The organism is Pseudomonas reinekei (assembly GCF_001945365.1).
Taxonomy (GTDB): Bacteria; Pseudomonadota; Gammaproteobacteria; order Pseudomonadales; family Pseudomonadaceae; genus Aquipseudomonas; species Aquipseudomonas reinekei.
Genome location: NZ_MSTQ01000004.1, coordinates 399,550 through 412,981, shown reverse-complemented (window position 1 = coordinate 412,981; position 13,432 = coordinate 399,550). Strand labels below are relative to the sequence as shown.

Here is a 13,432-nt window from a genome sequence, read left to right as displayed (position 1 = left end):
ATAAATCACCACATAACCCTGTGGGAGCGAGCCAGCTCGCGAAGGCAGCGCCTCGATCCTAGAGCGGAGCCAACTCGGTTTCAGCCTCGACAGCCTTCGCCACCTTTAACTGGCGCATCTGCTCGCACCCCCACAACACCCGCTCCGGCGTCGCCGGGGCGTCGATCTTCGGTTGATGCTTGTAGTCGCCCAGACTCGCCACGGCATCCTTGATCGCGCACCACGCGGCGATGCCGAGCATGAATGGCGGCTCGCCCACGGCCTTGGAATGGAACACCGTGTCTTCCGGGTTCTTGCGGTTCTCCACCAGCTTCACCCGCAGGTCCAGCGGCATGTCCGCCACGGCCGGGATCTTGTAGCTGGCCGGGCCGTTGGTCATCAGCTTGCCTTTGTTGTTCCACACCAGTTCTTCCATGGTCAGCCAACCCATGCCCTGGATGAAACCGCCCTCGACCTGACCGATGTCGATGGCCGGATTCAGCGAGGCACCGACATCGTGGAGGATGTCGGTGCGCAGCATTTTGTATTCGCCGGTCAGGGTGTCGACCAGCACTTCGCAGCACGCCGCACCGAAGGCGAAGTAGTAGAACGGACGTCCCCGGGCCTGGCTGCGGTCGTAGTAGATTTTCGGGGTTTTGTAGAAACCGGTGCTCGACAGCGACACCTGATTGAAATACGCCTGCTGGATCAGTGCTTCGAAGGTCAGGATGTGATCGCGAACCCGTACGTGGCCGTTGTGGAATTCCACATCTTCTTCGCTGACTTTGTACTGGCGAGCGGCGAATTCCACCAGGCGTTGCTTGATGGTTTCAGCGGCGTTTTGTGCAGCCTTGCCATTCAGGTCGGCGCCACTGGAAGCAGCGGTTGGCGAGGTGTTCGGCACTTTGTCGGTGTTGGTCGCGGTGATCTGCACGCGGTCGATTTCGACCTGGAAGACTTCAGCCACGACCTGCGCGACTTTGGTGTTCAGGCCCTGGCCCATTTCGGTGCCGCCGTGGTTCAGGTGGATGCTGCCGTCGGTGTAGACGTGCACCAGGGCACCGGCCTGGTTGAGGAAACTGGCGGTGAAGGAAATACCGAATTTCACCGGGGTCAGTGCCAGGCCTTTTTTCAGGATCGGGCTGTTGGCGTTGTAGCGACGGATCGCTTCGCGACGCTCGTAGTACTGGCTGCTTTCTTCCAGTTCGGCGGTCATTTCCTCGAGCATGTTGTGCTCGACGGTCTGGTAGTAATGGGTGACGTTGCGCTCGGTCTTGCCGTAGTAGTTGGCCTTGCGCACCGCCAGCGGGTCGAGCGCCAGATGGCGGGCGATGGCATCCATCACTTCTTCGATGGCGACCATGCCTTGCGGGCCGCCGAAGCCACGGTAAGCGGTGTTCGACGCGGTGTTGGTCTTGCAGCGGTGACCGTTGATGGTCGCATCGCCCAGGTAATACGAGTTGTCCGAGTGGAACATCGCACGGTCGACAATCGACGCTGACAGGTCCGGCGAGCAACCGCAGTTGCCGGCCAGTTCCAGAGCGATACCGTGCAGACGACCGGCGCTATCGAAGCCGACGTCGTACTCGACGTAGAACGGGTGACGCTTGCCGGTCATCAGCATGTCTTCGACGCGGGGCAGGCGCATTTTGGTCGGCTGGCCGGTCAGGTGCGCGATCACCGCGCACAGGCACGCCGGGCTCGCCGCTTGCGTTTCCTTGCCACCGAAACCACCGCCCATGCGACGCATGTCGACGACGATCTTGTTCATCGACACGTTCAGCACTTCCGCCACCAGCTTCTGCACTTCGGTGGGGTTTTGCGTGGAGCAGTAGACGATCATGCCGCCGTCTTCGGTCGGCATCACCGAAGAGATCTGGGTTTCCAGATAGAAATGCTCCTGGCCGCCGATGTGCAGCGTGCCCTGGATGCGGTGCTCAGCGGTGGCCAGCGCGGTCGCTGAGTCGCCGCGATGATGGGTATGGCTGTCGAGCACGAAGTGGCGTTTGCGCAGGGCTTCGACCACGTCGAGTACTGGCTCCAGATCTTCGTATTCAATGATCGCGGCCATCGCTGCTTTGCGTGCGGTGTCCAGATCTTTCGCGGCGACGGCGATCACCGGTTGCCCGACGAATTCCACGGTGTCGATGGCCAGCAACGGATCGCCCGGCAGCAATGGGCCGATGTCTTTCAGGCCCGGCACGTCTTCGTGGGTGATGGCGATGCGCACGCCTTCAAAGGCGTAGCACGGCGAAGTGTCGATGCTGATGATTTTCGCGTGGGCGCGGTCCGACAGGCGTGCATAAACGTGCAGCTGATTTGGAAACTCCAGGCGATCGTCGATGTACTGCGCTTCACCGGACACATGTTTGGCGCCGCTGTCGTGTTTGACGCTGCGACCGACACCAGTGGTCAGGTCTTTGGCGAACAGTTCAGCCAGTTCGGCCTGGGTCTTCTCTACGGCGTGATGATTAGACATAAGCGGTCACCCGAGTCTCGATGTGCGGTGTTTGCAGTTCGATGAAGTATTTGCGCAGCAGGTTCTGCGCGCTGAGCAGGCGATATTCCTTGCTGGCGCGGAAGTCCGAGAGCGGCGTGAAGTCTTCGGCCAGGGCGGCGCAGGCACGTTCGACGGTGGCGTTATTGAAGGGCGAGCCGAGCAATGCCGCTTCACAGGTTGCAGCACGTTTTGGAATAGCCGCCATGCCGCCAAAGGCGACGCGGGCTTCTGCGACGACGCCGTTTTCCAGGCGAATGTTGAAGGCGGCGCACACCGCGGAGATGTCATCGTCCAGGCGCTTGGAGACTTTGTAGGCGCGGAACAGCGTTTCGACGCTGGCGCGGGGCACGATGATCTTCTCGATGAACTCACTTTCCTGACGCGCAGTCACGCGGTAATCGATGAAGTAATCCTCAAGCGCCAGGGTGCGGCGGGTTTCACCCTTGCACAGGACGATTTGCGCGCCGAGGGCGATCAACAGGGGCGGCGAGTCACCAATCGGCGAGGCGTTGCCGATGTTGCCGCCGAGGGTGCCCTGGTTGCGGATCTGCAAGGAGGCGAAGCGTTGCAGCAGTTCGCCGAAGTCCGGGTATTCGGCCTTCAAGGCTTCGTAGCAGTCGGAGAGGGCGGTGGCGGCGCCGATTTCCAGGCGGTCGTCGAAGCGTTCGATGCGTTTCATTTCGGCGACGTTGCCAACGTAAATCATCACCGGCAGCGTGCGGTGGAACTGCGTGACTTCCAGCGCCAGGTCCGTTCCGCCGGCCAGCAGGCGGGCCTGTGGATAAGCGTCATAGAGGTCGGCCAGGTCGGCCACGGTCAGCGGCACCAGGCAGCGCTTGTCGCCGCTGTTGAGTTCGCCGATGTCCTTCGGAGCGATGGCTTTCAGACGGGCGATGGTCTCGGCTTCACGGGCGTCGAACTGGTCGGGTTGCTTGGCGCAGCACGATTGTTGGGCCGCTTCCAGGATCGGACGGTAGCCGGTGCAGCGGCAGAGGTTGCCGGCCAGGGCTTCGTGGGCTTTATGAGAGTCGGGCTCGTCGCTGTTTTTTTGCAGGGCGAACAACGACATGACGAAGCCCGGGGTACAGAAACCGCACTGCGACCCGTGGCACTCGACCATGGCTTTCTGCACGCTGTGCAGTTCGCCTCTGTGCTTGAGGTCTTCAACGCTGATGAGCTGTTTACCGTGCAGTGACGACACAAACGTCAGGCACGAGTTGAGGCTGCGATAGCGAATATGTTCGCGGCCATCGTCATCCGTCTGCAATTCGCCAACCACCACGGTGCACGCGCCGCAGTCACCGCTGGCGCAGCCTTCTTTGGTGCCGGGTTTGCCCACATGGTCGCGCAAATAGTTGAGCACGGTCAGGTTCGGGTCCAGGGCGTGCTCGCTACGGAGTTCCTGGTTTAGTAAAAACTGGATCACGGAAGGCCTCGCAGACTCATTATTGTTGTTAACCGATGGGACCGAATTTAGCAGGTCTGACTTTTCGGTCAATTGTTTTCTGACTTAAAGGTCAGGAAAATGCATTTTGTCGACTAACAACTCGTTTCTTCATTATCGACCCTCGCGGGCTAGCCTGCTTTTTGCTTGAATCGTGCCAAAACCCCCGCCAGGGCTGTGCGCCATGACGTATCAATTGCGCTACACTGCGCCGCTTGTGCAGATCGAACAGTTTGAAGGACAACCATGACGTTCAAGGCGCCGGACAGCCTCGCCGAGCAAATCGCTCATCACCTCGCCGAACGCATCATTCGCGGCGAAATGAAGCCCGGGGAGCGCATCCAGGAACAGAAGGTCACCCTGGCACTCAATGTCAGCCGCGGTTCGGTCCGTGAGGCCTTGCTGATCCTTGAGCGACGCCATCTGATTGCGATCCTGCCGCGACGTGGCGCCCACGTGACCGAGCTCACCGAGCACAAGGTGCGCAGCCTGTGCACGCTGATGGGCGAAATGTACATCCTGCTCGCCAACGCCGTGGCCAGTGGCTGGAAAGTCCAGGCTGACCTGGCGCCGTTCGTGCAGATCCAGCAGCGCCTGACGGCCAGCTTCGAGCGCCAGGACATCCATAGCTTCGTCGACGACAGCTTCAATGTGATGCGCGCCACGTATTCGTTCGCCAACAATCCGTACCTGCAGGAAACCGTCGAAAATCTGCAGCCGGCCATGAGCCGTGCCTATTTCCTCGCCCTGGATCAGCGCAAGGCCTCGATGAGCGAGTACCTTGAACTGTTCGATCGCCTGCTCGCCGCCGTGATTGCCCGTGACTACGCACAGATCCGTGAAGTGTTGATCGCCTACGGCCAGCGCAGCTGCGATCTGGTGATCTCCGCCCTGACGGACGCCTGATCTTGCGGCTCAAGTGCATCAAGCTGGCGGGGTTCAAGTCCTTCGTCGATCCGACCACGGTAAACTTCCCCAGCAACATGGCGGCGGTGGTCGGGCCCAATGGTTGCGGCAAGTCGAACATCATTGACGCCGTGCGTTGGGTCATGGGCGAGAGCTCGGCCAAGAACCTGCGTGGCGAGTCGATGACCGATGTCATCTTCAACGGCTCCACCAGTCGCAAGCCTGTGAGCCAGGCGAGCATCGAGCTGGTGTTCGATAACGCCGACGGCACGTTGCTCGGCGAGTATGCCGCTTATGCGGAAATTTCCATTCGCCGCAAAGTCACTCGCGACAGCCAGACCACGTATTACCTCAACGGCACCAAATGCCGTCGTCGCGACATCACCGATATCTTCCTCGGCACCGGCCTCGGGCCGCGCAGCTACTCGATCATCGAGCAGGGGATGATCTCCAAGCTGATCGAGTCCAAGCCCGAAGACCTGCGTAACTTTATCGAGGAAGCGGCGGGCATTTCCAAGTACAAGGAGCGTCGGCGCGAGACTGAAAACCGCATCCGCCGTACCCACGAAAACCTCGAGCGCCTGACTGACCTGCGCGAAGAGCTGACGCGTCAACTCGAGCGCTTGCACCGCCAGGCCGAGGCCGCGAAGAAGTATCAGGAATACAAGGGCGAAGAGCGCCAGCTCAAAGCGCAACTGTCGGCCCTGCGCTGGCAGGACCTGAACGATCAGGTCGGCCAGCGCGAAGCGATCATCAGCACCCAGGAAATCAGTTTTGAAGCGTTGGTCGCCGAGCAGCGCAATGCCGATGCCAGCATCGAACGCTTGCGTGATGGCCATCACGATCTCTCCGAACGCTTCAATCTGGTGCAGGGGCGCTTCTATTCGGTCGGTGGCGACATCGCCCGCGTCGAGCAAAGCATTCAGCACGGCCAGCAGCGCTTGCGTCAGTTGCAGGACGATTTGAAAGAGGCCGAGCGCGCGCGGCTGGAAACCGAATCACACCTGGGCCATGACCGCACGCTGTTACTGACCCTCGGCGAAGAGCTGGACATGCTCACGCCGGAACAGGAAATCACCAGCGCCGCTGCCGAGGAAGCCGCCGCCGCGCTGGAAGAATCCGAAACCACCATGCATGGCTGGCAGGAGCAGTGGGACGCCTTCAACCTCACCGCTGCCGAGCCGCGTCGTCAGGCTGAAGTGCAGCAATCGCGAATCCAGCAGCTGGAAACCAGCCTGGAGCGTTTGGCTGATCGTCAAAAACGTCTCGGCGAAGAACGGGCCTTGCTCTCGGCGGATCCCGAAGACGCGGCAATCATGGAACTCAGCGAACAACTCGCTGAATCCGAAGCGACCCTCGAGGATTTGCAGACCAGTGAAGAGGCTCAGGTCGAAAAGCTCGAGCAGCTGCGCCAGCAATTGCAGCAGACCCTGACGGCGCAGCAACAAGCCCAGGGTGATCTGCAGCGACTCAATGGGCGTCTGGCGTCACTGGAAGCCTTGCAGCAAGCCGCGCTCGACCCCGGCACCGGCACTGCCGAATGGCTGCGCGAGCAGCATCTGGCGGATCGTCCGCGTCTGGCCGAAGGCCTGAAAGTCGACGCCGGTTGGGAGCTGGCGGTGGAAACCGTGCTGGGTGCCGACCTGCAAGCGGTGCTGGTGGATGACTTCAATGATTATGATCTGGCCGGGTTTGCCCAAGGCGATTTGCGCTTGCTCAGCCCTGCCGGCGATGGCGTGCGGGTGGCAGGCAGCCTGCTCGACAAGGTCGAGGCGCAGATTGATCTGTCGCCTTGGTTGGGGCAGGTCAGGCCGGTTGAAAACCTTGAGCAGGCGCTGGCCTTGCGCGGGCAGTTGAGCGCTGGCCAAAGCCTGATCAGCCGTGACGGCTTCTGGGTTGGCCGGCATTTCCTGCGGGTGCGTCGGGCCAGTGAAGCCGAGAGCGGTGTGCTGGCGCGGGGGCAGGAAATCCAGGCGCTTGGCCTTGAGCGTGAAGAGCGCGAAGCCGCCGTCGAAAACCTCGAAAGCCAATTGCAAAACCTGCGCGCCCAACAGCGTCAGCAGGAAAACGGCCGCGAACATTTGCGCCGTTTGCTGCAAGACGAAGCCCGTCAGCAAGGTGAATTGAAAGCCCAATTGTCGGCCGGCAAAGCCAAGGCCGAACAGTTGACCCTGCGCCGCACTCGCCTCGACGAAGAACTCATTGAGCTCGACGAACAGCGCGCGCTGGAGCACGAAAACATCGGCGAAGCGCGCCTGCAGTTGCAGGAAGCGCTCGACAGCATGGCGCTGGACACCGAACAGCGCGAGTTGCTGCTGGCCCAGCGCGACAGCCTGCGCGAGCGCCTTGATCGGGTGCGTCAGGAGGCGCGGCAGCACAAGGATCACGCCCATCAACTGGCGGTGCGACTGGGTTCGCTCAAGGCCCAGCATGATTCGACGCGACAGGCGCTGGAGCGTCTGGAGATGCAATCCGAACGCCTGACCGAAAAGCGCGAGCAGTTGAGCCTCAATCTGGAGGAGGGCGAAGCACCGCTGGAAGAGCTGCGCCTGAAGCTCGAAGAGCTGCTCGACAAGCGCATGACCGTCGACGAAGAACTCAAGACTGCGCAGATCGCTTTGGAAGACGCCGACCGTGAACTGCGTGATGCGGAAAAACGGCGCAACCAGGCTGAGCAGCAATCGCAGTTGATCCGCGGTCAACTCGAACAGCAACGCATGGAATGGCAAGCGTTGACCGTGCGCCGCAAGGCCTTGCAGGATCAACTGCTGGAAGACGGCTACGATCTACACGGTGTGCTCGCCACGCTGACGGCCGAAGCCAGTGAGAAAGCTGCCGAGGAAGAACTTGAACGCATTGCTGCGCGAATTGCACGCCTCGGTGCGATCAACCTCGCGGCCATCGACGAATACCAGCAACAATCCGAGCGTAAACGTTATCTGGATGCCCAGGACGCCGATCTGGTGGAAGCACTGGAGACGCTGGAAAACGTGATTCGCAAGATCGACAAGGAAACCCGCAACCGTTTCAAGGATACCTTTGATCAGATCAATGGCGGTTTACAGGCGCTTTTCCCAAAAGTTTTCGGGGGTGGTCGCGCGTATTTGGAACTGACGGGCGAAGATCTACTCGATACAGGGGTAACGATCATGGCGCAGCCGCCAGGAAAGAAGAACAGCACCATCCATTTGCTCTCCGGTGGCGAAAAAGCCCTGACGGCATTGGCTCTGGTTTTTGCGATCTTCAAGTTGAACCCGGCGCCGTTCTGCATGCTCGATGAAGTTGACGCGCCACTGGATGACGCTAACGTTGGACGCTACGCACGACTGGTCAAAGAGATGTCGCAGACGGTGCAGTTCATCTATATCACCCACAACAAGATCGCCATGGAAATGGCCGATCAACTGATGGGGGTGACGATGCACGAGCCCGGCTGTTCGCGTCTGGTGGCCGTGGATGTCGAGGAAGCGATGGCGATGGTGGATGCCTGACCCGGTATTCGTAGGAGGAGTATTTACAGTCTGTAGGACTTTTCACTTGCTTCGACTTGCTGGCCAATCGATATATTCGCGTAAGCCGGGGCGGTAGACGGTGTAAAGTTGCCTTTGGTCGTGCTAGTTTAATGTCAATTTTTCGTATACGTGGGCAAAACGCCTGTCAGAACATAGAGTTGGCGCCACGTTTTAAAGCGGTTTACAGGTTGTAAACCCCTTATTTTTCAGCATTTTTTATAGAGGCACGGGATTACATGGAAATCGGTCTGCGAGAGTGGCTGATCGTCATCGGCATAATTGTCATTGCCGGTATTCTTTTTGATGGCTGGCGCCGGATGCGCGGCGGCAAGGGAAAACTGAAGTTCCGTCTTGATCGAAGTCTGTCCAACCTGCCGGATGAGGACACCAGCGCCGAGCTGTTGGGGCCGCCCCGCGTGCTGGACACCCATAAAGAACCGCAACTGGACGAGCACGACCTGCCTTCGGTGAGCATGCCGGCCCGCGAGCCACGTGAGTCGGGCTCCAAGCGTGGCAAGCGTGGTCATGGCGAGCCGGCCCAGGGCGACATGAACCTCAGCCTGGATCTGGACGGCGGCCCGAACTTCAGCAGTCGTGACGACGATTTCCCGGATGACACCAAGTCCTCGCCGTCGGTCAGCGAAAAGGATCAACCTCAGGCTGAAGAAGTGCTGGTGATCAGTGTGATCTGCCGTGACACCGCCGGCTTCAAAGGGCCGGCGTTGTTGCAGAACATCCTTGAAAGCGGTCTGCGTTTTGGCGAGATGGATATCTTCCACCGCCACGAAAGCATGGCGGGCAACGGTGAAGTCCTGTTCTCCATGGCCAACGCGGTGAAGCCGGGTGTGTTCGATCTGGACGACATCGACCATTTCAGCACCCCGGCGGTGAGCTTCTTCCTTGGCTTGCCAGGCCCGCGTCATCCGAAGCAAGCCTTCGACGTGATGGTGGCTGCAGCGCGCAAACTGTCGCAAGAGCTCAACGGCGAATTGAAAGACGATCAGCGCAGCGTACTGACTGCCCAAACGATCGAGCATTACCGTCAGCGCATCGTCGAGTTCGAGCGTCGCGCCCTGACCCAGAAACGATAAGGTCGCTTTTGTGACGAGGGAGCTTGCTCCCGCTGGGTCGCGAAGCGGCCCCAAGGCCATCCTCCTCGTTGTGCCGGGTACAACGAGGTTGCAGGGTTTACGACGGCTACGCCGTCACGCGGGAGCACGCTCCCTCGCCACGATGTCCATAGCCTTGAGCTATTGTGATTTGGAAAATTGAGCAGCCTCGGCTGCTCTTTTGCTTTATGAGAGAACACCCATGACTGCCGCCAAAAACCGCATTCTAGAGCTGCGTGCCGAGCTGGATCAGCACAACTATCGCTATCACGTGCTGGACGAGCCGAGCATTCCGGACATTGAGTACGACCGGTTGTTCCACGAACTCAAAGCCCTTGAAGCTGCCAACCCGGAACTGGTGACCAGTGATTCGCCGACCCAGCGGGTGGGCAGCGCAGCCCTGTCGGCGTTCACCCAGGTGCGCCATGAAGTGCCGATGCTCAGCCTCGGCAACGCCTTCGAAGAAACCGACATGCGCGAGTTCGACCGGCGAGTGACCGAAGGTCTGGACCTGCCGGTTGGCGATCTCTTCGGTGGTGGCGCGGCGGTGGAGTACAGCTGCGAGCCGAAGCTCGATGGCCTGGCGGTCAGCTTGTTGTATCAGGACGGCGTGCTGGTGCGCGGAGCCACGCGCGGCGATGGCACCACCGGCGAAGACATCAGCGTCAACGTGCGCACCGTGCGTAATATCCCGCTCAAGTTGCATGGCACGGGTTGGCCGGCGACGCTGGAAGTGCGCGGTGAAGTGTTCATGTCCAAGGCCGGTTTCGAGCGGCTCAACGCCACGCAACTGGAAGTTGGCGGCAAGACCTTCGCTAACCCGCGCAACGCTGCCGCGGGAAGTTTGCGACAGCTGGATTCGAAGATTACCGCCAACCGGCCATTGGAGTTTTGCTGCTACGGCATCGGCCAGGTTTCGGCGGACATTGCTGAGACACACATCGGCAATCTGCAACAGCTCAAGGCCTGGGGCTTGCCGATCAGCCACGAGCTGAAACTGGCGAACGGTATCGCTGAATGCCTGGCGTATTACCGCGATATCGGCGAGCGCCGCAACGCGCTACCGTACGAAATCGACGGTGTGGTGTTCAAGGTCAACAGCATCGCTGCACAGCGTGAGCTGGGTTTCCGCGCCCGTGAACCGCGCTGGGCCATCGCCCATAAATTCCCGGCCATGGAAGAACTCACCGAACTGCTCGACGTGGAATTCCAGGTCGGTCGTACCGGTGCCGTAACGCCGGTGGCGCGACTGAAGCCGGTCAAGGTCGCCGGTGTCACCGTGGCCAACGCAACGCTGCACAACATGGACGAAGTGGCGCGCCTGGGCTTGATGATCGGTGACACGGTGATCATCCGCCGTGCAGGCGACGTGATTCCGCAAGTGGTGCAGGTGGTGCTTGAGCGTCGACCGGATAACGCGCGGCCGGTGAAAATTCCTGAGCAATGCCCGGTGTGTGGCTCCCATGTCGAGCGTACGCAACTGGTCAAGCGCAGCAAAGGCCGTGAGACAATCAGTGAAGGTGCGGTGTACCGCTGCGTCGGCCGGCTGGCCTGTGGCGCGCAACTCAAGCAGGCGATCATTCATTTCGTGTCGCGTCGGGCGATGGACATCGAGGGCTTGGGCGACAAGAGCGTGGAGCAGTTGGTCGACGAAGGGCTGGTCAGCTCGCCGGCGGATCTGTACGCACTGAAGTTCGAAGACATCGTCGATCTGGAAGGCTTTGCCGAGGTGTCGAGCAACAAGCTGCTCAGCGCCATCGAAGGCAGCAAGAAACCGGGGCTGGCGCGGTTCATCTATGCCCTGGGGATTCCCGATGTCGGCGAGGAGACGGCCAAGGTGCTGGCGCGTTCCCTTGGTTCGCTGGAGCGGGTTCAACGGGCATTGCCGCAAGTGCTGACGTACTTGCCGGATGTCGGCCTCGAAGTGGCTCACGAGATTCACAGCTTCTTTGAGGATGCGCATAACCAGCAGGTGATCGCCGATCTGCTCAAACATGGTTTGCAGATTCAGGACCAGGGCGACTTGGGCGCTGAGTTCGCGGCCAGCACGACATTGGGTGGTTTCCTCGACAAGCTGCACATTCCTTCGGTCGGGCCGGGCGGGGCGCAGAAACTGGCTGAAAAGTTCGGTTCGCTGCAAGGGGTCATGAGTGCCGACTGGCTGGACATGCGTCAGGCGTTGCCGGAAAAGCAGGCCAATTCGGTTCGCGAGTTTTTTGCCAGCGAGGAAAATCGCCAACTCGCCGAAGCGGCTGAAAAACAACTGGCCGATTTCGGCATGCACTGGCAGAGCGAGAAGAAAGTCGTCGAAGGTCTGCCGCTGGCCGGGCAAACCTGGGTGCTTACCGGTTCGCTGGAGTTGATGAGCCGCGACGTGGCCAAGGACAAGCTCGAAAGCCTCGGCGCCAAAGTGGCAGGTTCCGTCTCGGCCAAGACCCATTGTGTGGTGGCGGGGCCGGGGGCGGGGTCGAAGTTGACCAAGGCCAATGAGCTGGGACTGAAAGTGTTGGATGAAGAGGCGTTTGTCGGATTCCTGAAGGATCACGGTGTTCCTGTCTGATTTTTGACCTGTGGCGAGGGCGCTTGCTCGCGCTGGAGCGCGAATCGGTTCAACTCGAGCTGGCGCCTGCTACTCAGGCGAACGGGAGCAAGCTCCCTCGCCACAAAGAGCAAGGAACGATCCTGTCCGGGAAATGATCTAGTCTTGGCAAGCCCCAGGGAGAGATCGCCATGTACCGCTTCTTCGAACAGCTCAGCTCGCGCATCGCTGCACCCTTCATGGGCGAAAGCTCGCGCAACAGCAAGATCTGGCCTTGTCGGTGCGGACAGTCGCTGTTCTTCCGCAACAGTCAGTGCCTGGCGTGCTCGGCGGCGTTGGGCTATCAGCCGGAGCGGAGTCGCTTGTCGTCGCTGCAGCCGGGCGATGTCCCGGATACCTGGTTGCTTGATGTCGATCCCGCAGCAGGCCTGTTTCGTCGATGCGCCAACCTTGACTCACCGGCCGCGTGCAATTGGCTGCTGCCTGCCAATGGCCACGACGCGTTGTGCATCGCCTGTAACCTGAATCGCACCATTCCCGATTTATCGATAGCCGAAAACCATGCACGCTGGCGCAAGGTGGAAACGGCCAAGCGGCGGCTGGTCGCGCAGTTGGTCAGCCTGGGTTTGCAGGTGACTCCGAAGACAGTCGACGAAGAAACCGGCCTGGCCTTTGATTTCATCGGCGTGGACCTCGAGGGCAAGGCGCCTACCACCGGTCACGCCAATGGCTTGATCACCCTCGACATCAAAGAAGCCGACGATGCCCATCGCGAACAGGTGCGCGTGCAGATGCACGAACCCTATCGCACATTGCTCGGGCATTTTCGCCACGAAGTCGGGCACTACTACTGGGATCGTTTGATCGCCAACAGTGACTGGTTGCCAGCGTTCCGCGGATTGTTCGGGGATGAGCGCGACAGCTACGCCGAAGCCATCGAGCGGCATTACCAACAGGGCGCACCGCTTGACTGGCAGCAACGCTACGTCAGTGCCTACGCCACCATGCACCCCTGGGAGGATTGGGCTGAAACCTGGGCGCATTACCTGCACATGATGGACGCAGTCGATACTGCGCTGGGGTTTGGCATGAGCGCGCGGGAAATGGACTTCGACTATCAGCCGTTTCCGCTGGATACCCTCTACGACCCGCAGCATCCTGGCGGCGCGGCGTTTCTGTCGTTCGTCAACGCGTGGATCGAGCTGGCCGGCATGCTCAATGAACTGTCGCGCAGTATGGGACAGCCGGATTTCTATCCTTTCGTATTGCCGCCGGCGGTGATTGCCAAGCTGCACTTCATCCATCTGGTGATCCAGCGCGAGGGCGGCAGGGCGGATGAGGTGCTGCAGGACGTGTAGTCATCGCCGAAGCCTGCGCAGTTTTTAGCGTTCTGCATGTCATTGAAGCTGCTCATATTTTTTAATCCGCCGGAACGGTTGTAAG

General features: G+C 60.2%; 7 protein-coding genes. 5 read left to right on the top strand and 2 right to left on the bottom strand.

All coding sequences use genetic code 11. The features are described from left to right. Window positions 1–58 precede the first annotated feature (58 nt). Both xdhB and xdhA read right to left on the bottom strand, forming a co-directional pair. Window positions 59–2,458: a xanthine dehydrogenase molybdopterin binding subunit gene (xdhB, locus tag BVK86_RS08775; protein ID WP_075946040.1), complete on the bottom strand. Its 2,400-nt coding sequence runs from the start codon at window positions 2,456–2,458 to the stop codon at window positions 59–61. Continuing rightward, window positions 2,451–3,905: a xanthine dehydrogenase small subunit gene (gene xdhA / locus BVK86_RS08770; RefSeq protein WP_075946039.1), complete on the bottom strand. Its 1,455-nt coding sequence runs from the start codon at window positions 3,903–3,905 to the stop codon at window positions 2,451–2,453. The genes xdhB and xdhA overlap by 8 nt, the downstream gene beginning before the upstream one ends. 264 nt (window positions 3,906–4,169) lie before the next feature. Between xdhA and BVK86_RS08765 the strand changes: the two genes are divergently transcribed. From BVK86_RS08765 to BVK86_RS08745, 5 genes are all read left to right on the top strand, one after another. Continuing rightward, a complete protein-coding gene (locus BVK86_RS08765) occupies window positions 4,170–4,829 on the top strand; it encodes a GntR family transcriptional regulator (RefSeq protein ID WP_075946038.1) in 660 nt (219 codons plus the stop codon). 2 nt (window positions 4,830–4,831) lie between these two features. Next, the gene (gene smc, locus BVK86_RS08760; protein ID WP_075946037.1) at window positions 4,832–8,320 is read left to right on the top strand and encodes a chromosome segregation protein SMC; all 3,489 of its coding nucleotides are present in this window, start codon (window positions 4,832–4,834) and stop codon (window positions 8,318–8,320) included. Between the two features lie 257 nt (window positions 8,321–8,577). Further along, window positions 8,578–9,432 (top strand): cell division protein ZipA, encoded by an 855-nt coding sequence (gene zipA, locus BVK86_RS08755; RefSeq protein WP_075946036.1) that lies wholly within the window; start codon window positions 8,578–8,580, stop codon window positions 9,430–9,432. Between the two features lie 220 nt (window positions 9,433–9,652). Beyond that, window positions 9,653–12,010 carry an NAD-dependent DNA ligase LigA gene (ligA, locus tag BVK86_RS08750; RefSeq protein ID WP_075946035.1) on the top strand — a complete coding sequence of 786 codons (2,358 nt, stop codon included), beginning with the start codon at window positions 9,653–9,655 and terminating at the stop codon, window positions 12,008–12,010. A 170-nt stretch (window positions 12,011–12,180) separates the two neighbouring features. Then, entirely contained in the window at window positions 12,181–13,347 is a 1,167-nt protein-coding gene (locus BVK86_RS08745; RefSeq protein WP_075946034.1) for a zinc-binding metallopeptidase family protein, read from the top strand. The last annotated feature ends 85 nt before the right edge of the window (window positions 13,348–13,432 follow it).

Bases quoted from the DNA above. Each gene is read 5' to 3' on its own strand.
- BVK86_RS08765 (WP_075946038.1), top strand. From the start codon at position 4,170: ATGACGTTCAAGGCGCCGGACAGCCTCGCCGAGCAAATCGCTCATCAC.
- zipA (WP_075946036.1), top strand. From the start codon at position 8,578: ATGGAAATCGGTCTGCGAGAGTGGCTGATCGTCATCGGCATAATTGTC.
- xdhB (WP_075946040.1), bottom strand. From the start codon at position 2,458: ATGTCTAATCATCACGCCGTAGAGAAGACCCAGGCCGAACTGGCTGAA.
- BVK86_RS08745 (WP_075946034.1), top strand. From the start codon at position 12,181: ATGTACCGCTTCTTCGAACAGCTCAGCTCGCGCATCGCTGCACCCTTC.
- ligA (WP_075946035.1), top strand. From the start codon at position 9,653: ATGACTGCCGCCAAAAACCGCATTCTAGAGCTGCGTGCCGAGCTGGAT.